The sequence below is a fragment of the Pseudonocardia yunnanensis genome, assembly GCF_039534065.1.
GTDB lineage: Bacteria > Actinomycetota > Actinomycetes > Mycobacteriales > Pseudonocardiaceae > Pseudonocardia > Pseudonocardia yunnanensis.
The window spans coordinates 456,994-476,048 of the sequence record NZ_BAAAUS010000024.1 but is presented as its reverse complement, the minus strand read 5'-3'; the positions used below and the strand labels follow the sequence as shown (position 1 = coordinate 476,048).

16 protein-coding genes are annotated in these 19,055 nt (G+C 72.6%); 8 read left to right on the top strand and 8 right to left on the bottom strand.

Annotated elements, in window-relative coordinates:
* Positions 1-7: 7 nt before the first annotated feature.
* From ABD743_RS23865 to ABD743_RS23855, 3 genes are all read right to left on the bottom strand, one after another.
* A complete protein-coding gene (locus ABD743_RS23865) occupies positions 8-919 on the bottom strand; it encodes an alpha/beta fold hydrolase (RefSeq protein ID WP_344724379.1) in 912 nt (303 codons plus the stop codon).
* Positions 920-992: 73 nt separating this feature from the next.
* Entirely contained in the window at positions 993-2,192 is a 1,200-nt protein-coding gene (locus tag ABD743_RS23860) for a cytochrome P450 (RefSeq protein WP_344724378.1), read from the bottom strand.
* A 55-nt stretch (positions 2,193-2,247) separates the two neighbouring features.
* On the bottom strand, positions 2,248-2,874 hold the full coding sequence (locus tag ABD743_RS23855) for a TetR/AcrR family transcriptional regulator (protein WP_344724377.1): 627 nt from the start codon (positions 2,872-2,874) through the stop codon (positions 2,248-2,250).
* Positions 2,875-2,971: 97 nt separating this feature from the next.
* Here ABD743_RS23855 and ABD743_RS23850 point away from each other — a divergent pair, with 97 nt between their 5' ends.
* Positions 2,972-3,718 (top strand): DUF5709 domain-containing protein, encoded by a 747-nt coding sequence (locus ABD743_RS23850; protein ID WP_344724376.1) that lies wholly within the window; start codon positions 2,972-2,974, stop codon positions 3,716-3,718.
* A gap of 256 nt (positions 3,719-3,974) precedes the next feature.
* On the opposite strand, the gene ABD743_RS23845 is transcribed toward ABD743_RS23850, so the two are convergent.
* Together ABD743_RS23845 and ABD743_RS23840 are read right to left on the bottom strand one after the other, a co-directional pair.
* Complete coding sequence (locus ABD743_RS23845) at positions 3,975-4,382, bottom strand: SsgA family sporulation/cell division regulator (RefSeq protein WP_344724375.1); 408 nt, start codon at positions 4,380-4,382, stop codon at positions 3,975-3,977.
* A gap of 225 nt (positions 4,383-4,607) precedes the next feature.
* Complete coding sequence (locus tag ABD743_RS23840; RefSeq protein WP_344724374.1) at positions 4,608-5,081, bottom strand: hypothetical protein; 474 nt, start codon at positions 5,079-5,081, stop codon at positions 4,608-4,610.
* A gap of 1,096 nt (positions 5,082-6,177) precedes the next feature.
* Here ABD743_RS23840 and ABD743_RS23835 point away from each other — a divergent pair.
* From ABD743_RS23835 to ABD743_RS23825, 3 genes are all read left to right on the top strand, one after another.
* The gene (locus ABD743_RS23835; protein WP_344724373.1) at positions 6,178-7,872 is read left to right on the top strand and encodes an AMP-binding protein; all 1,695 of its coding nucleotides are present in this window, start codon (positions 6,178-6,180) and stop codon (positions 7,870-7,872) included.
* A gap of 217 nt (positions 7,873-8,089) precedes the next feature.
* Positions 8,090-8,323: a hypothetical protein gene (locus ABD743_RS23830; protein WP_241039522.1), complete on the top strand. Its 234-nt coding sequence runs from the start codon at positions 8,090-8,092 to the stop codon at positions 8,321-8,323.
* Between the two features lie 25 nt (positions 8,324-8,348).
* Positions 8,349-9,305, top strand: a complete 957-nt coding sequence (locus tag ABD743_RS23825; RefSeq protein ID WP_344724371.1) for a cobalamin biosynthesis protein — start codon at positions 8,349-8,351, stop codon at positions 9,303-9,305.
* Between the two features lie 570 nt (positions 9,306-9,875).
* On the opposite strand, the gene bla is transcribed toward ABD743_RS23825, so the two are convergent.
* Together bla and ABD743_RS23815 are read right to left on the bottom strand one after the other, a co-directional pair.
* The gene (gene bla, locus ABD743_RS23820) at positions 9,876-10,778 is read right to left on the bottom strand and encodes a class A beta-lactamase (RefSeq protein WP_344724370.1); all 903 of its coding nucleotides are present in this window, start codon (positions 10,776-10,778) and stop codon (positions 9,876-9,878) included.
* A gap of 23 nt (positions 10,779-10,801) precedes the next feature.
* Positions 10,802-12,538 carry a penicillin-binding transpeptidase domain-containing protein gene (locus ABD743_RS23815; RefSeq protein WP_344724369.1) on the bottom strand — a complete coding sequence of 579 codons (1,737 nt, stop codon included), beginning with the start codon at positions 12,536-12,538 and terminating at the stop codon, positions 10,802-10,804.
* A gap of 154 nt (positions 12,539-12,692) precedes the next feature.
* Here ABD743_RS23815 and ABD743_RS23810 point away from each other — a divergent pair, with 154 nt between their 5' ends.
* Positions 12,693-13,571: a LysR family transcriptional regulator gene (locus ABD743_RS23810; protein WP_344724368.1), complete on the top strand. Its 879-nt coding sequence runs from the start codon at positions 12,693-12,695 to the stop codon at positions 13,569-13,571.
* Positions 13,568-14,464 (top strand): serine hydrolase, encoded by an 897-nt coding sequence (locus ABD743_RS23805; RefSeq protein ID WP_344724367.1) that lies wholly within the window; start codon positions 13,568-13,570, stop codon positions 14,462-14,464. Before ABD743_RS23810 ends, ABD743_RS23805 begins: the two co-directional genes overlap by 4 nt.
* Before the next feature lie 29 nt (positions 14,465-14,493).
* Here the strand turns inward: ABD743_RS23805 and ABD743_RS23800 are convergent, their stop codons facing one another.
* Complete coding sequence (locus tag ABD743_RS23800) at positions 14,494-15,354, bottom strand: SURF1 family cytochrome oxidase biogenesis protein (protein ID WP_465270066.1); 861 nt, start codon at positions 15,352-15,354, stop codon at positions 14,494-14,496.
* Positions 15,355-15,455: 101 nt separating this feature from the next.
* Here ABD743_RS23800 and ABD743_RS23795 point away from each other — a divergent pair, with 101 nt between their 5' ends.
* Together ABD743_RS23795 and ABD743_RS23790 are read left to right on the top strand one after the other, a co-directional pair.
* Positions 15,456-17,009 (top strand): cobyric acid synthase, encoded by a 1,554-nt coding sequence (locus ABD743_RS23795; protein ID WP_344724365.1) that lies wholly within the window; start codon positions 15,456-15,458, stop codon positions 17,007-17,009.
* Positions 17,009-19,051: a putative cobaltochelatase gene (locus ABD743_RS23790; protein ID WP_344724364.1), complete on the top strand. Its 2,043-nt coding sequence runs from the start codon at positions 17,009-17,011 to the stop codon at positions 19,049-19,051. Before ABD743_RS23795 ends, ABD743_RS23790 begins: the two co-directional genes overlap by 1 nt.
* Positions 19,052-19,055: the final 4 nt, after the last annotated feature.

Below are 19,055 nucleotides of genomic sequence, written 5' to 3'. Positions count from 1 at the left end.
GGCGGCGTCAGCCCCGTGCGGTCGACGACGGGATCGCCGTCCTCTCCAGCCAACCGGCGATCGAGAGGGCGATCTCGCGGCTGTTGTCCTCGAGCATCAGCATGTGGCCGTTACCGATGATCCCGTCGTCGGCGAGGAAGCGGTACTCGACGTCCGCGCCCAGCCCGGCGAGCCACCTGGCAGTGGTGCCGTCCTCGTCCCGCGGGTGCTCCAGGTCGGCGCTCCCGGTGACGACCAGTATCGGCAGCCCCGCGAAGTTGTCCGCTCGCTCCACACGAAGCTGCCCGCCCCGGAGGTTCTGCCGTTGCAGCATGAGCGGAGCCGGAAGCGGGAGCAGCCCGGCCCGGAAGACGTCCACGGCGTGGCGGGGAAACCGCGTGGACTCCCGCCCGATCAGCTTCTCCTGGACGAACTGCTCGGTGGCGATGTAGCTGCCGCTCTTAGGGAACCGCCGGCGGGCGAGCGGCCCGGCGAGCTCGATCTCCGAGTCCGTCTCGGCCACCACGACGGGTTCCGGCTGGATGTTGCCCGGTGGCCCCGGCGCGACCGCCACCAGCGCCTCGATGAAGTTCCCGTGGGTCTCCACGAGCCGGTAGCCGAAGGGACCGGCCATCGAGTGGACGAGCAGGACGACCGGACGCCCCACCTGTTCCAGGAGAGCGCCCAGCGCCGCGCAGACCAGATCGCCGGACAGCGCGTGCCCGGAGACGCTCCCGCTCCTGCCGATCCCTGGCCAGTCGGGGACCACGACGTCGTAGCCCTGGCCGGCGAAGTCGTCAGCCCAGCCCGGACGCCCGTCCGGCGTGCCCAGATAACACGCGCCGCTCAGACAGCCGCCGTGGACCAGCACCATGACGGGGCGGTCGCCGTCGCCGGTCGGGGCGAACCGCTCGTAGTAGAGCGGAGCAGGTGAGGTCACGTACCCCACGCGAAAGCTTCTGGACACCCATGAATCGTGGTGGCGTGCGCACACCGGCGCAGCGTGAAGGCTGCTACTCCGCGTTGCCCCAGGCCAGCGGCAGCGTGTGCGGGCCGCGGACGAACGCGCCCTTGCGCCACTGCACGTCCTCGGGTGCCACGGCGAGGCGCAGGTCCGGGAACTCGCGCAGCAGGCTCCCGAGCGCCTCCTGCAGTTCCATGCGGGCCAACTGCGCACCGAGACAGTGGTGGGCGCCGTAGCCGAAACCGATGTGGCGGTTCGGTGCCCGGCCCAGCACCAGCGCCTCGGCGTCGTCGAACATCTCGGGGTCGCGGTTGGCGGCGTGGATCGACACCACCACGGCCTCACCCGCGCGCACTGTCACACCCGAGAGCTCGACGTCCTCTTTCGCGATCCGCGGGAACCCTGCGGACGCCCCGAGCGGTGTGTACCGCAGCAGCTCCTCCACGGCCGTCACGATCGCCTCGTGGTCGCCCCGCAGCGCAGCGCCCCTGTCGGGGCGGGTGAGCAGCGTGTAGGTCATGTTGCCGATCTGGTTCATCGTGGTCTCGTGACCGGCGATGAGGATGCCGATGCCGAGGCCGATCAGCTCGCCCTCGGTCAGCCGGTCGCCCTCGTCCCGTGCGGTGACGAGTGCGCCGAGCAGGTCGTCGGTCGGGGTGGCGCGGCGCTGCGCCACCAGCCCCGCCATGTACGCGGCGAGCTTCTCGGTGGCCGCGACCCGCTCCTGCGGCGTCATCCCGGACGTCGACAGGGCGGCGTCGGAGGCGGTGCGGAAGATGGGCCGGTCCTCGACGGGAACGCCCAGCAGTTCGCAGATGATCGTGACCGGCAGCGGCACGGACACGTGCTCGACGAGGTCGGCTCCGGGGCCGGCAGCGCGCATTCCCGCGAGCAGCTCCGTGGTGAGCTCGGCCGCGCGGGGCCGCAGCGCTTCCACCCGACGCGTGGTGAACGCCCTGGCCACGAGCTTGCGCAGGCGCGTGTGGTCGGGAGGGTCCATGTTGAGGATCGAGTTGACCTGGTGGTCGATCTCCGGCCGCACGCGCGGGACGTCCTGTCCGACGACGGCGGCGCGGCTGAAGCGGGGGTCGCCCAGCACGGTGCGGACGTCGGCGTGCCGGACGGCGAGCCAGGCCTCCCCGCCGTAGGGCAACGCCACCCGGGAGACCGGCTCGTCGCGAAGCAGGTCCTGGTAGATGGGGTCGAGTTCGAGCCGGTCGGGCTCGCTGAAGGGATATGTCCGAACCATGGAATTCTCCGATGCAAGCGTCCGCTTACCCCGACGCTAGCAAGGAAGGGCCGGCTCAGGGTGTTCGGCGCGGACCGAGCAGGGTGGTGGCGGCCCGCATCACGTGATCCCTGACCACCTGCGGGTCGTGGAGTGGACCCGCGCGCAGCACGGACCGGTTGAGGGCGATCCCGAGCAGCCACGCCAGCAGCAGGTCGGCACGCACCTCGGCGTCGGCCGGGTCGTCGGTGTCGACCAGCGACGCGAACGCCGTGGAGTAGGCCGCGCACAGCCGGATCCGGATGTCCTCGGCCACCCGGGAGCTCCCCGCGGCCCGCAGCACCGCCATCAGCGTCTCGGCATTGCGACCGCCGTGCTCGTCGTCCAGCACCGCCGCCAGCGTGCGTTCCAGCAGGGCGTCCCGCGGGACCTCGGCGAGCAGCTCCGTCGCCTTGTCCAGGACGGCGGCGGAGAACAGCCCCTCCTTGCTGCCGAAGTAGCGGAACAGCAGCGACTGGTTCACCCCGGCACGGTCGGCGATCGCGCGGACCGTCGTGGCGTCGTAGCCGACCGTGGCGAAGAGGGCGCGCCCCGCGTCGGCCAGGGCTTTCCGCGTGGCGGCCGAGTCGCGCGAGCGGCCGGTCGCCGGCGCAGGCCGGGCCGCGCTGCTCACTCCGGCGCCCCCTGCTGGATACGGCGTCATGGGTCCTCCTCCTGCACGTGCAGCTGATGAGAACACATCGGGCGCGACGGGAGTGAACATCCGGTGTGGGGTCCAGGGCACCCGGGTAACCGGGGCAATGGCTCAGCGAGACTACGAGGAGCAGCCCGAGGCCCCGGATCTAGGCGCATCCGTGCAGTTGGAGAACGATGAGTACCTCGGGGGACCTCCCGGCGACCGCGACGCGCTCGACGCGGGCTATGTGCCGCCGGACCGGCCGTACGCGCTCGACGAGGACGGCGTGACCGCCCGCGAGATGCGGGAGGGCGAGACGCTCGACGAGCGGCTCCGCCGCGAGCGGGGCGACGAGGAGATCGACCCCGACCGTGCCGGCAGGCTGGTGATGGAGGGGGAGGGCGCCGCACTCGAGACGTCCGACGCCCTGGACGCTGTGGACGTCGGGATCGACGGCGGCGCCGCTTCCGCCGAGGAGGCCGCGGTGCACGAGACCGACGCCCCGGATGCCCCGCTCGACAACGAGCCGTCGCTCGCGATGTCGCCTGCACTGGACGACCCGGAGCTCGACGCGGCTCTCGGCGACGACCCGCTCGCCGGGCAAGCGCGGGTGGAGGCCGCACGGGACGTCAGCGCGGCGGGCGAGATCTTCGACCCCGGCGCGATACCGGTGGCCGAAGGGGCCGAGCCCCTGCGCGGAGGCGCCGGAGCCGGAGGCGATCTGTTCGGATGGGGAGCGGATCCCGCACTGCCTCGCGACGCAGCCGACCGGGATCCGGCGGCCGGGCTCGACGCCGACCGGGAAACCGGCGGTGCGGCCGCGCCCGCCTCGGGACGCGAGGATGCCGGGCCGGTTACGGGTCTGCCGTGAGTTCGAATGCGCGGACCGGCGTTCGCGATGGGGAACGGAACGACCTCGGTCTTCTGCGCTTTCTCTGATCTGCGATGGGCGGCGCGCTGCCGCCGAGCACCGGGGAGCGGGTGCTGCGCGATCTGAGGGTGGCACCTGGTGCCGCCCGCTCAGATCCTCCCGGTGGTGGTGTTCATCGTGCTGTTCCTGCCCGCGGGGCGACGGGTCGGACTGATCCACGCGGTGGCGTGTCTTGGGCCGAGCGGACCGCGCCTACTCAGCGCAGCTGCGTGATCTTCGCGATCTCCTCGTCGAGGTCCATTCGGTTGATCTCGTCACCAAGCGCCACGATGTCGATCGTCGACTCGATGAAGTGGCGCAGCAGGTCGCGGTCGACCTCCAGCACGGCGCGACCCTCGGCGGAGCGGATCTCGATCTCCACGATGTCGTAGCCCTGCACCTCGTGCGGCGACATCCGGATGTCGCCCTCACCGACCGGACCGGTGATCGAGTCGATCACGAGATCGCGGGCCACCAGCCACTCGATCCATCGATCGTTCCTGGTCGCGACGGCGAGAGAGATCGCGAACGGGTCGGACGCGGTGTAGGTCCATCGCGTCACGACCGGAGCTGGTTGCCCGTGCAGCACTGTGAACATGTCCTGCTGGACCGAGTCGGTGGTCATGCTGGTCGCCCCCTGGCGATCGGGGCCGTCGCTCATGCGGCGGCGTCTGTTGAGGAGATCGACGGTCAGGCCCGTAACGCTGCACGTGCGGCAGCTCTTCACCCGAACAAGTGAGTCAAGGGCGTCCGGGTGTACGGGTTGTGACTGATAGTCACGACCGTTGTGGTGGTTTTCCGGCGTGTTGCCTGCGCCGTTCGGCGCCCGCGTTCCCCGCGGGCTATGTGGTCACCTGTCGTGCTCTGTTGTGACCACCCAGATCCCGCTTTTGCCGGTCCGGCCGGGTTGCGCCACCGTGAGGGCGAGGCGCTGCCCGCCCGGTCTGCGCACTTCGACGATGCCGTCCGGTCCAGGTTGAGCCTCGGCGTCGGTCCAGCCGTACGCCGCTGAGGCGTAGGACACCGCCACCTCCGCCGGATCGAGCAACCAGGGCTGGGAACCGTTGTCGACCGCCGCCTGGAGCGCGGCGGCCTCAGCGGCACCAGCCGCGGGCCAGGGGAGCTCTGCTGCTGATCCGGCCGGTGCCGGCGTGGTCGTCTCCTCCTGCGCCGTCTGCGGCGCCGTTTGCGGGGCCGGCGGCTGCACGGGCGGCGCGGTGGGTCCCGCGCCGGTCGGCAGACCACCGCCACCGCAGCCTGCGAGCAGCAGGGCGGCGAGAAAAGCGACCGCGACTGCGCGGCCACTCCGCGGGAGATCGAACACGTCGTAAACGGTATTCCGTCCGACACGCTGTGGGGGCCCGATCAGATCGGCACGTCCGGGGGATCGGACGATCTCACCTCACCGGGGTGCCGAAATGGATCTCCGTGGGGCCCGACGATCACCCGAACCGCCGGGCGTGGAGGGGCGACTCGCGGGTCGAGTGGGCTGCCGGGTCGTGGTCGGCGGTTCGGGACGACCAGCCGGACCACCGACGGCGGTGGGTTCCCGGCCGCTGATCACCGCTGGCGGCTGGTCGGGTCGACGTCGTCTGTCGGGTTGTGGTCGGCGGTTCGGGACGAGCAACTCGGCCGCGGACGGCTACCGGTGATCACGGCCGGGGGCCGGCCGGGCCGATCTTGGCCGTCGGGCCGTGATCGGCGGTTCGGGACGAATAACCGCACTACAGGCGGCTGCGCGGCCCAAACCGGTGATCATGGCCGGAGCTGGTCGAGGCGACCTTGGTTGCCGGGTGGTGATCGGCGGTTCGGGACCAGCAGCCGGGCCACATGCGGCGGCGTGCCCCCGCTCGGTGATCGTGAGCGCGGCGGCTGAGCCGGCCAGGACGCCCTGGGCGGTAGGCCTGTGCCGCCGGCTCTTGATCACGTGGCCTGCGGCCGGTTCCACCCGCGGCTGCGCCTTCCCGATCGGCGACCGCCGGCGGCGTGGCCGGGCCGGCAAGTCGTGATCAGCAGTCAGGACCGATGGCCGCGTCGCACGCGGCTCTGGGCCTTCGTCGGATGATCACCGCCCGACCAATGGTGGGGGCGGGCTGGCTGCCGTTTCCTGATCGGCATTTGGGGACCGGCTGCTGCGTGACACGCGCCTGCGCGTCCCCAATCGGTGATCATGGACGGGCCTGGCTGGTCGAGGAAGGTCTTGATCAGCGGTTGGGGCCCGGTAACCGTGTCATGGGATGCTCCGAGTCCCCGTTCGGTGATCATGGCCATCGGGCACGGCGGGCTGCCCGTGGTCACGCCGGGGACGACTCGCGGCAGCGGGCGGGCGGCTCGCGGAGCGGGGGTGTGCCGACCCGTGCCGCCGGGCCTGTGCCCTCACTAGGGTGCGATCAGCAGAGCGACAAACCCGAGGTGAGGTCATGAATCGGTCGGCAGAAGCTTTCTACGCGGCGCGCGAGTTCCTCGTAGCCCATCGCGAGGACTACGACACGGCCTACCGTGACTTCCGCTGGCCCGAGATCGACGAGTTCAACTGGGCGCTCGACCACTTCGACGCCGTCGGGGCCGACCCCGAGCAGGGCGCCGCCCGCGCGCTGTGGATCGTCGAGCAGGACGGGAGCGAGGCGCACTGGACGTTTGCGGAGCTCTCCGCCAGGTCCAACCAGGTGGCCAACTGGCTCCGTGAGCACGGTGTCGCGCGCGGCGATCGGATCATCCTCATGCTCGGCAACCAGGTCGAGCTGTGGGAGACACTGCTCGCCGCGATGAAGCTCGGCGCGGTGGTCATCCCCGCCACGACGCTGCTCACCGCGTCCGACCTGCGCGACCGGCTCGACCGCGGCGGTGCCAGGCACGTGGTGGTCGGCGGGGCCGACGCCGGGAAGTTCGAGGGCGTCGCGGGCGACTACACCCGCATCGCCGTGCGGGGAGCGCCCGAGGGCTGGCTGGACTACGCCGACACGGACGCCGCTTCCACAGCCTTCGTCCCTGACGGCGTCACCCGCGGCTCGGACACACTCCTGCTCTACTTCACCTCCGGCACCACCGCCAAGCCGAAGCTCGTGGAGCACACCCACGCCTCCTACCCGGTGGGGCACCTGTCGACCATGTACTGGATCGGCCTGCAGCCGGGCGACGTCCACCTCAACATCTCCTCGCCGGGCTGGGCCAAGCACGCGTGGAGCAATGTCTTCGCGCCCTGGATCGCCGAGTCCTGCGTGCTCGTCATGAACTACGCCCGCTTCGACGCCTCCTCGGTGCTCGGGGTGCTCGACCGCTGCGGCGTCACCAGCTTCTGCGCCCCGCCCACGGTGTGGCGCATGCTCATCCAGGCCGACCTCTCCGGGCTCGCGAACCCACCGGCGAAGGTCGTCGGTGCGGGGGAGCCGCTCAACCCCGAGGTGATCGAGCAGGTCGACAAGGCCTGGGGAGTGCAGATCCGCGACGGCTTCGGACAGACCGAGAGCTCGGTGCAGATCGGCAACCCGCCGGGGCAGCGGGTCAAGCCCGGATCGATGGGCCGACCCATCCCTGGCTTCCCGATCGTGCTGGTCGACCCGGCCACCGGGGAGCCCGCCGAGGAGGGGGAGATCTGCATCGATCTCTCGCAGCGCCCGCTCGGGCTGATGGTCGGCTACGCGGGAGATCCCGAGCGCAACGCCGAGGCGATGGCGGGCGGGTACTACCACACCGGCGACGTCGGCTCCCGCGACGCCGACGGCTACATCACCTACGTCGGCCGCTCGGACGACGTGTTCAAGGCGTCGGACTACCGCATCAGTCCGTTCGAGCTGGAGAGCGTGCTCATCGAGCACCCGGCGGTCGCCGAGGCCGCCGTCGTGCCGTCGCCGGACGCGCTGCGCCTCGCCGTCCCGAAGGCGTACGTGGTGCTCGCCGCGGGGCACGAGCCGACGGAGGAGACGGCGCGTTCGATCCTGGAGTTCGCGCGCGCCAACCTCGCTCCGTACAAGTGGGTTCGGCGACTGGAGTTCGCCCCGCTGCCCAAGACCATCTCGGGCAAGATCCGGCGGGTCGAGCTGCGCGGGCGGGAGACCGAGCTGCACAACTCGGAGCGCGAGACCGACGGGCCGCCGAGCGGCGAGTTCGTTCTCTGAGGCTGCTCCGGATGGTGACGGGACGACGCCGTACCCACTCTTTCGGCCCTGTACTCGTGCATCCGGTCTCCTGCGGTGAACGGTGAATGGTGACCGTCGGTCGTCGGGTCGTGACGTCCTGCTCCGGAGGGGTGGCGCTGACCGCAACTCATCCGCCGCTCGCCGACGTCCTTTCAAAATCGAAACGTCCTTTCCGATCGGGCATGTTGGACCGGTCGTGACGCAACCACGCACGCCGGAGAGCGGGTCATTGGCGGAGGTGATGGCCGGCATGCCCGAGGTGTGGCGACGGCTGCTGGCCGCACACGTCGCCGACCGTATGGGCCGGTGCGCCGCCTGCCGCACATCCAGTGGGTCGGGCTCGCGCTGGCCGTGCACCCTGCACCGGATCGCCACCGAGGCCGAGCGGCTGTACGGCCTGCGCCTCGGTCAGGCGGTCGGCGGCGGGTAAGACGCGCCGCCGTACCGTCCCCGGTGTGAGGGCGAACGGGTGGGCGCGGCCGGCCGGGCTGCTTCTGGGCACGGCGGCCGACGCTCTATTCGGCGACCCTCGGCGCGGACATCCGGTGGCCGGCTTCGGGGCGCTCGCCCTCGCGCTCGAACGGCGTTGTTACGCCGACAGCAGGGGGGCCGGTACCGGGTACGTGGTCGTCCTCGTGGGGGCGGCCGCCGGTGTGGGAATGATCGCCCGGCGTGCGGTGGCCGGCCGTCCGCTCGCCGAGGTGGCGCTCACCGCCGCAGCCACCTGGGCCGTGCTCGGTGGCGCGTCACTCGCCCGCCACGGCACGGCACTCGCCGTTGAGCTCACCGACGGCGACCTCGAAGCCGCGCGCTCCCGGCTCCCGTCCCTCTGCGGACGCGACCCCGCGGCACTCGACGCCTGGGGAATGGCCAGGGCCGGCACCGAGTCGATGGCCGAGAACACCTCCGACGCGGTGGTGGCCCCACTGCTGTGGGGCGCGGTGGCCGGCCTGCCCGGCCTCCTCGGCTACCGCGCCGTGAACACCCTCGACGCGATGGTCGGCTACCGATCGGCCCGCTACCTCCGGTTCGGCTGGGCATCCGCCCGGCTCGACGACCTGGTCAACCTCCTGCCCGCCCGAGTGGCGGCACTGCTGTTCGCGGCGCTCGCCCCTGCAGTCGGCGGCTCACCCCGGCAGGCGCTGGCGGCATGGCGCCGGGACGCCGGCGCCCACCCCAGCCCGAACGCGGGCCCCGTCGAGGCGGCTGCGGCCGGAGCGCTCGGCGTCGGGCTCGGGGGGCGCACCGTCTACCGGCACGGGGTGGAGGAACGCCCCCGCCTGGGCTCCGGCCACCCACCCGCACCTGCGGACCTGCGCCGCGCCGCACGCCTGTCCCGGCTGGTCGGGTGGGCGTCCGCCGGGTTCGCAGCCGTACTGGCCGCCGGCGTGGCGGCGGCACGGACGCGCTGACCGGCCGCCGATCGTTGGCACCGTCGATCACCACTGACGGCCGGCCGGGCTGAACCTGTCTGCCACACCATGATCAGCGGTTGGGGACGGACAACCGCGCCACAGACGGCTGCGCGTCCCTAATCGGTGATCATGGGCGGGCCGGCCGTGTCGTCGCCCTGGCCGGCAGGTCTTGATCGGCATTTCGGGACGGCCAACCGCGTCACAGGCGGATGAGTGTCCCCAATCGGTGATCACCAACTGGGCGGCCGGGTCGGCCTCGGCGGCTGCCAGGCTTTGATCAGCCTCCTGCCGATGATCACCGTTGACGGCTTGCGGGTGACTTTCTGCCAGGTTCGTGATCGCCAGTTGGGGACCGGCGACCGCGCGATAGGCGGCTGCGCGTCCCCAATTGGTGATCATGAGTTGGTTCGCCGGGGGCCGCCCCGGCCAGGCGGGTAGGCCGCGGTCGGGTTGTGATCGGTACTTGGGGCCTGGCGATCGCACGACAGGCGGCTGCCCGTCCCCAACCTATGGTCATGGATGCGCATCCCCAACCGGCATTGATGGCCGGGGGGCCGGTGCGAGGTGTCAGCGGAGTTCGGCTGCCGTGATGGCCGCGGCCTGGGCGATCAGGGCGTTGTCGGCCTGTTCCTCGCGGCCGTCCCGGGTGGACAGGACCGCGAGGACGATCGGGGCGCCCCCAGGAGGCCAGGCGACGGCGATGTCGTTGGCGGTTCCGTAGCTGCCGGAGCCGGTCTTGTCGGCCACCCGCCAGTCGGGCGGCAGGCCGGCGCGGATGCGGGCGCCGCCGGTGGTGTTGCGGACGAGCCAGTCGGTCAGGAGGGCGCGGTCGGCGGGGTCGAGCCGATCGCCGAGGACGAGGTCGCGCAGGTTGCCTGCGATGGCGCGGGGGCTGGTGGTGTCCCGGTCGTCCCCGGGGATCGCGCTGTTGAGCTCCGTCTCGCGGCGGTCCAGGCGGGTCACGCCGTCGCCGAGGAGGCGTGCGTAGTCGGTGACAGCGCCGGGCCCGCCGATGTCGTCGAGCAGCAGGTTGCCTGCCGTGTTGTCGCTGTAGCGGATCGCGGCGTCGCAGAGTTCGGCGACGGTGAGTCCGTCGGCGACGTGGCCCTCGGTGACCGGGGAGTTCTCCACGACCTCGCTCGCGCCGTAGCGGATCCGGGTCTGCAGGTGCTCGGGCGGGGTCTTGGCGAGCATCGCGGCGACGGCGAGCACCTTGAACGTCGAGCAGAGGGGGAACCGCTCGTCGGCGCGGTGGGCGAGCTCTCGACCGGTGCCGGTGTGCACGGCGTAGAGCCCGAGCCGCGCGTCGAAGCGGGTCTCGAGTTCGGCGAGCCGGTCGGATGCCGCCGGTCCGGGCGCAGGCGCCGGGGGTGACGCGGCCGGTGGGCTGGGTGCTCGGCCGCAGGCCATCAGCGGCAGCAGCAGTGCGGCTCCCAGGACCGCGCGCCTGCCTAGCGTGGAGTTGTGCATGGTCGTACTCCTATGTGCTCCGACTAGGGGTTGGGCGTGGCCTCGAGGAAGCGCCCTGCGGCGTCGACGGCCGGCCGCGAGGTCTCGCCGCCCACAACGAGCACGGCGAAGGCCAGGTCGCCCCGGGTGCCGATGAACCAGCCGTGCGAACGGGTTCCGTCGCCGAACTGGGCGGTGCCGGTCTTGCCGGTCACGTCGGGCAGGTCGGCGAGTTGCGAGGCCGAGCCGTCGGTGACGACCTCCCGCATCATCGTGGAGAGCTCGGTCCGCAGCTGGTCGGGCAGCGGCGCCTGCTCGCCGCCGTCGCCGGTGAGGGTCCCGGGCCGGCCCTGGATCAGCGTCGGGGTCGGAGTGCGACCGTGTGCCACGGTGGCGGCGACCATGGCCATCCCGAACGGGCTGGCGACGACGCGGCCCTGGCCGATGGAGTTCTCGACCTGCTCCGCGGGCGTCGTTGCGTCCGGGACGGTGCCGGTGACGGTGGTGATCCCGGGGATGTCCCAGTCCGTTCCGAGGCCGAGACGCGCCGCGGTCCGGCGCAGCGCGGTGGGGTCGAGGCCGACGCCGATGCGGGCGAAGGTGGTGTTGCAGGAGTGCGCGAACGCCGTGTGCAGCGGCACCGAGCCGAGGTCGAACCCGTCGTCGTTGGGGATCTGGCGGCCCTGGATGTTCTCCGTGCCGGGGCAGGCGAGCACGGTGTCGGGGGTGACGGCGCCCGCATCCAGTGCGGCCGTCGCGGTCACGACCTTGAACGTCGACCCGGGCGGGAAGACGCCGGTGAGGGCGATCGGGCCCTGCGCGTCGGCGGCCGAGTTCTGCGCGACGGCGAGGATCTCCCCGGTGGACGGGCGTAGCGCGACGAGCGCGGCCGGCTCGTCGAGCCTGCGGAGCGCGTCCTGCGCGGCGGTCTGGGCGTGGAGGTCGAGGGTGAGCGTCACGTCCTTGGGCGGTGCGGGGTCCTGTCCGGCGAGGCGGGTGCGGACGGTGCCCTCGGTGTCGACCACGACGACCTGCCAGCCCGCCCCGGCTGTGTCCTGGTCCTTCGCCAGTTCGGTCAGGGCCGGTGAGGACACTCCGCGTTCGGTGAGGCGGCGCTGTTGCTCGGAGAGCGTGACCCCGGGAACGTCACGCAATGCCGGTTCGACGCGGGCGGCGTCGTCTTCGCGCAGGGTGATCAGCGTGACCGGGCCGGTGGCGCCTTCCGTGGCGCTGCGCAGCGATGCCCGCGTCACGCTCGGATCGATCCGGGCGAGGACGGGCGCGACGGCGCTGAGGGTGCGGTCCAGATCAGTGGTGCGGGTGGGGTCCACTCGCACCAGCGTCACCGTCCCGGGCTGGATGAGTGGGGCCCCGCCTCGGTCGAGGTCGCGCCCGGGCGTGGCGGGCAAGGTCTGGAGTTCCAGCCCGTCACCGGGCTGCAGCGCGTCGTGCAGGACAGACGGCGCCCAGTGGACCTTCCAGCCGTCGTCTGCTTGCCGGAGGGTGCCGTGCGCGAGGTAGGACCAGACGTGCCCGTTGCCGAAGTCCCAGGTGGCGCGGTAGGAGAACTTCTCGTCGTTCACCTCTTCCAAGCCGGTGATCAGCCGCGGATGCTCCAGTCCGTCGAACACTGCGTTGACCAGCGTGGTGGCGGCCGGTGGGTCGTCGGTGGTGGCGGCGGCCGCCGCTGTATCGCCCCGGGCGAGCGCACTGATGAAGTTCTCGGCTGCCGTGCGGGGACCGGAGGTCCCCAGCAGCGAACACGACGCGACCGTCACCATCAGCGCTAGCGTTATCGCCGCTACGGCAAGGCTCCGCCGACGGCTCCTGTCTCTGGTCACCTGCTCAGACAATCCGGGCGCGGCCGATAGCGCAAATAGCAATCAACAGCCTTCCCGATATGAGTCTGATATCGATGCTGTTAGTGTCCGGCCCGTGGATCTCCTCCGGCACCTGGAGTTCTTCGTCACGATCGCGGAAGAGGAACACTTCGGACGTGCGGCAGGCCGGCTGGGTATGGCCCAGCCCCCGATCTCGCAAGGCCTGCAACGGCTCGAGCGCAGCCTCGGTGTGGTGTTGCTGGAGCGCAGCTCCCGTGGGGTCAGACTCAACGCCGCTGGGCGCGACCTGCTGCCGCGCGCCCGCGCTCTCCTGCAGGGCGCGGAGGATCTGCGACGGGTGGCCGGCACGTACGGAGCCGCTGCCACGTCGCTGCGCGTCGGCACGGTGCCGCAGCTCAGCCCGCGGGTCATGGCCGCCGTGGCCACCGCGTGCCAGGAGCGCGCCGGTGGCCCCGTGGAGATGACCACCGCCTCGACGAGCGAATTGGTCGACGCTGTCACGGCGGGCCAGCTCGATCTCGCCGTCGTCGTCCACCCGGCGTTGCTGGGTGCGTTGCGTAGCGGGCCGGTGGTCCGTCTCGACACCGCGCTGCTGATTCCCGCCGATCATCCCGCGGCACGCACCGGGGAGCCGGTGGTGCTCCGGTCGTTGCGCGGCCTGGGCGTGGCCGCGCCACCACGACCCCACGGGACCGCGGCGCACGATCTGTTCCTCGACACGCTCGAGCAACGTGGGCTCGCGGCCCCGGCGATTCCTGCCGCGGACGACCGGGCCGCGCTGGTCCTCGTCGCCATGGGCCGGGCGTTCGCCGTCACGGCCGATCCCGACCTCGCCGCCCCGGGCGTCGTGCGCAGGCCGGTTGCCGGTGATCCGTTGCCGCTGCGCCTGCGCGTCGTGTGGCGAGGCGCCGACACCGCCCCGGCCACACACGACGCCGTGCTCGCTGCGCTCGGGGGAGGAGTCGCGGGGTGAACGAGCGCGACCACGAGATCCGGCGGATCTTCGCCGACGCCGGCGTGCGCGGCTGGCTGCACGCGGTCGCGCTCGGCGGTTCGGTGGGTCGCGAGGTCGGACTCGGACCGGACGAACCGGTGGTGATGGCGTCGGTCTACAAGCTCCCGCTGCTCATCGCCTTCTGCCGGGAGGTCGACGCGGGCACGATCGACCCGCGCGAGAGGGTCACGATCGTCCCGACGGAACGCACGGTGGGCCCGACCGGACTGTCGATCCTGCGCGACGACGTGACCATGTCCTGGCGTGACGTGGCGTTGTCGATGGTCGCTGTGTCGGACAACGCCGCCGCCGACGTTCTGCTGGAACGCGTCGGGCTCGATCAGCTGCACCGGGCGATGGCCGACCTCGGACTCACCCGCACCCGCGTGCGCAGCGGCACCGCGGAGGTACACCGCACGCTGGTGGCCGACACGGCGTCCGCCGACACCGCAGCCGCGTTCGAGGCCCTGGCCAGCCACGACGTCGCACCCGAGGTGAGGGCCTACGACCCCGTGTACGGCAGCGCCACCACGGCGCGCGAGATGACCACGCTGCTGGATGCGATCTGGTCCGGCCGCGCTGCCTCGGAGGAGCAGTGCCGCTTCGCCCGCGAGGTGCTCGGCGCGCAGATCTGGCCGCATCGGCTGCGCTCGGGGTTCCCTTACGCGGGGGTTCGGGTGGCGGGGAAGACCGGCACCCTCGGCGCCATCCGCAACGAGGTCGGCGTGGTGCAGTTCGACGGGGAACGTCCCGTCGCGGTGGCCGTGTTCACCCACGCCGCGCGTGCCGACGCGATGCTCCCGCGCGCCGACGCCGCGATCGGGCTGGCCGCGAGGGTCGCGGTCACCGACCTCCGATCCGGACGGCTCTGACGCGATCAGCCCGGCACAGGTGCTCTGACCTATTGGCGGCCGGAGCGGTCGGCGAGCGGGGTCTCGTCCGGCGCGGGCCGGTCGTGGGGGTCGGACTCGTCGTCGTCACCGGCGAGGGCCTGGCGCAGGGCGGTGCGCTCGGCCCGGCGGTCCTTGCCCCGGCGCTGCAGCAGCTCCAGTCGCACGAAGTATGCCATCGCGAAGATGGCGATCGCGCCGAACGTGAGCCACTGCAGGGCGTAGGAGAAGTTCGTGAAGGGGGCCCCGCTTGCGCTGACCGTGATGGGCAGCGGGCCGAGCACTCCGGGTTGGTCAGCCGAGAGCTGCAGGTAGCCGGGCTCCAGGTTCAGGTTCGTCGCGGCGGCGAGTGCGCGGGAGTCGGCGGCGTAGAGCTGGCGGTGCCCGTCGAGGACGGACACGGGCCGGTTCTGAGGGTCGCTCTCGTTCACGCGGAGCCGGCCGGTGAGCGTGACGGGCCCGGACGGGGCGGCGGCGAAGCCCGGCACCTGCGAACCGCTGGGCGTGGAGACGTACCCCCGGTCCACGGTGATGAGCCGCCCGTCGTCGGTGCGGAACGGGGTGAGTACCTCGAACGCGGGCTTGCCGTCCACCACACGCAGCCGCACGAGCGCCTCGGCGTCGGGGACGTAGGTGCCCGACACCGTGGCCTGCCGCCACTCCAGTGCGGGAGTGACGCCCGCGCCTGCGGACGTGAGCTGGGCGAGCGGGACGGGCGGCGTGTGGTAAGAGGCGTCGATGGCCTGCTGCTCGGCGTCGCGCTGGGCCTCGCGGCCGAATTGCCATGGGGCCAGCAGCGTGTAGCAGGCGACCGCGAACCCGATGACCACCAGAACGAAGGCCATCCACCCAGGCCGCAGAAGGAACCGCACAGGACCACCGTAGTCGGGTGGCAGCAGTGGGGCTCCGAAGTGCCGATTCAGGTGTCTCCGGGGGAGCAGTAGGGCTCCGAGCTGCGACGTAGGGTGGCGGGATGCGGGGGGCGGTTCTTGTGGCTGGCACTACCTCTGACGCTGGTAAGAGTGCTCTCGTTGCCGGTGTCTGTCGGTGGCTTCGCCGCCGTGGTGTCGCCGTCGCCCCGTTCAAGGCGCAGAACATGTCCAACAACTCGGTGGTCACCGCTGACGGGGGCGAGATCGGCCGCGCCCAGGCGATGCAGGCCCGCGCTTGCGGGCTGGAACCGAGCGTCGCGTTCAACCCGGTGCTGCTCAAGCCGGGAAGCGACCGCAGCTCCCAGGTCGTGGTGCGCGGCCGGGTGGACGGCACGGTCAGCGCACGCTCCTACTACGCCCGCAAAGCCGCGCTGCTCGACGTCGTCTCCGCGGAGCTCGCCGGGTTGCGTGAGCGCTTCGACGTGGTCGTCTGTGAGGGCGCGGGGTCGCCCGCGGAGATCAACCTCCGGGGGAGCGACATCGCGAACATGGGGCTCGCGCAGGCCGCCGACCTGCCCGTGGTGGTGGTCGGCGACATCGACCGCGGCGGCGTGCTCGCGCACCTGTTCGGCACCCTCGCCGTGCTGGACGCGGCCGACCAGGCTCGCATCGCCGGGTTCGTGATCAACAAGTTCCGGGGCGACCCAGCCCTGCTCGCCCCCGGTCTCGACCAGCTCACCGCGCTCACGGGACGTCCGACCCTGGGCGTCGTCCCGTGGGCCGAGGACCTGTGGATCGACGCCGAGGACTCGCTGTCCGCCGTGGCCCACAGCGTCCTCGGCCGCCCGGCGCCGCCGTTCGGGTCGCAATGGCTGCGCGTGGCCGTAGTCCGCTTCCCGCGGATCTCCAACGCCACTGACGCGGAGGCGTTGGCCTGCGAGCCGGGCGTCGCCGTCCGGTACGTCACGGAGCCTGCGCGGCTGCTCGACGCCGACCTGGTGGTGCTGCCCGGCTCGAAGGCGACCGTGGCCGACCTGGAGTGGCTGCGCCGCACCGGACTCGCCGACGCGGTGGCGGCCCACGCCCGCGCCGGCCGCCCGGTGCTCGGGATCTGCGGGGGCTACCAGATGCTCGGCCGCCGGATCGCCGATCCGCACGCCGTCGAGAGCAGCCCCGAGAGCAGCGCCGCCGGTGGTGTCGTCGCCGGGCTGGGGCTGCTCGATCTCGAGGTCGTCTTCGATGCCGAGAAGCACCTCGGCAACCCGGCGGGCACGGCGTGGGGCGAGCCGGTGCGTGGTTACGAGATCCACCACGGGCGCGTGGTCCACTCCGGCGATCCGCCGCTGCTGGAGGCCGAGGGGGCCGGCCAGGAGGGGTCCGACGCGGGGGCCGTGATCGGCACCCACTGGCACGGCCTGCTGGAGAACGACGGCTTCCGACGGTCGCTGCTGGCACGGGTGGCGCAGCAGGCGGGCCGCGCCGGCTTCGTTCCCGCACCGGCCACCAGCTTCGCCGCGCAGCGCGACGCCCAGCTCGACCTGCTCGGCGATCTCGTCGAGAAACACATCGACATCCGCGCACTTGAACATGTGATCAGTCACGGTGTGCCCGCTGGGCTCCCGGTGGTGACGTCCGTTCTGGCAGGCTCGCCCTGATGAGCACGTTCCCCTTCTCCGCCGTGGTCGGCCACGACGACCTGCGACTCGCGCTGCTGCTCAACGCCGTGCACCCGGGTATCGGTGGGGTGCTCGTGCGTGGGGAGAAGGGCACCGCGAAGTCGACGGCCGTCCGCGCACTGGCGGCGCTGCTGCCGCGCCTGGCCGTCGTCTCCGGCTGCCGCTTCAGCTGCGACCCAACTGCCACCGCACCCGACCCGGACTGCCCCGACGGGCCGCACGAGCGCGGGTCCGGAGCGAGCGAGACCCGCGCCGCGCGCCTCGTCGAACTGCCCGTCGGTGCCACGGAGGATCGGCTGGTCGGATCGCTCGATCTGGAGCGCGCCCTGCGCGAGGGTGTGCGCGCCTACCAGCCGGGGCTTCTCGCCGACGCCCACCGCGGCGTGCTCTACGTCGACGAGGTCAATCTCCTGCACGACCACCTCGTCGACCTGCTGCTCGACGCCGCCGCGATGGGACGCGCCCACGTGGAGCGGGACGGGGTGTCGGTTTCGCACGCGGCCCGGTTCCTGCTGGTGGGCACGATGAACCCGGAGGAGGGGGAGCTGCGTCCGCAGCTGCTCGACCGGTTCGGGCTTGCCGTGGAGGTGCGCGCGGCGCGGGACGTGGCCACGCGCGTCGAGGTGGTCCGCCGCCGTATGGGGTTCGAGGCCGACCCCGCGGGGTTCGTCGCCGCGTGGCAGGAGTCCGAGTCCGAGACCGCGGCCCGGATCGCCGCCGCCCAGGCCAGGGTCGGTTCCGTCGCGTTGCCGGACGCCGAGCTGCGCCGCATCGCGGCCGTGTGCGCGGCGTTCGACGTCGACGGGATGCGTGCCGACCTCGTGATCGCCCGCGCCGCCGTGGCGCACGCCGCATGGCGGGGCACGGACGAGGTGGCCGAGGAGGACGTGCGCGTGGCCGCGCGGCTCGCGCTGCCCCACCGCCGCCGCCGCGACCCGTTCGACGAGCCGGGCATCGACGACGACGCTCTCGACGACGCGCTGCGCGAGGCGGCACAGCAGGAGGAGCCCCCGGACGACGGCGGACCCGACGACGGTGGACCCGACGATGGGCCGGACGATCCCGGACCGGGCGACGGCGGCCCGTCCGGAGGGAGTGGTGCCCCGCAGTCGGAGAACGGGGCGTCCGCACCCGACGCGGACCACCGGCCCAGCGGCTCCACCCCGGCCGGTGATGGTCGCAGCGCCGGCGCCCCACCCGCGTCCACCCCGTTCCGGGCCCGGCTTCTGCAGGTGCCGGGAGTGGGGGAGGGCGCCCCCGGCCGCCGCTCCCGGGCGCGCACCGACGCCGGACGGACGGTGCGCGCGTCCGGCGAGACCCCGCGCCGTGCCGCTGACCTGCACCTGCCTGCCACGATCGCCGCCGCCGCGCCGCATCAGCTGGCCCGCGGCCGCGCCGGTGCCGGCCTGTTGCTGCGCACCGGCGACCTGCGCCGGGCCGAGCGCGAGGGCCGCGAGGGCAACCTCGTGCTGTTCGCCGTGGACGCCTCGGGCTCGATGGCCGCGCGGGCGCGGATGTCCGCCGTCAGCGGCGCGGTCCTCTCGTTGCTGCGCGACGCCTACCAGCGCCGCGACAAGGTCGGACTCGTCACGTTCCGGGGCACGGCGGCCGAGCTCATCCTGCCTCCCACGTCCAGCGTCCCGGCGGCGCAGGTCCGGCTCGCGGCGATGCGTACGGGCGGGCGCACCCCGCTTGCCGACGGGCTGCTCAGGGCGCGGGCGGTGCTGCGCGTCGAGCGGTTGCGTGACCCGCGCCGGCGGCCGCTGCTCGTGCTGCTCACCGACGGCCGCGCCACCGTCGCCGCGCGCAAGGGAGGCGACGCCGTCCACGACGCGTGCCGGGCCGCGGCTCTGCTCGCGGCCGATGGCGTCGCGACGGTCGTGGTGGACTGCGAGAGCGGTCCGGTGCGACTCGGCCTTGCTGCCCGGGTGGCCGCCGCGGCGGGTGGCCCGGCGCTCGGGCTCGCCGAGCTTTCTGCCGACCAGGTGGCCGGCGTGGTCCGCGCCGCCCGGGCTGCGTGAGAGG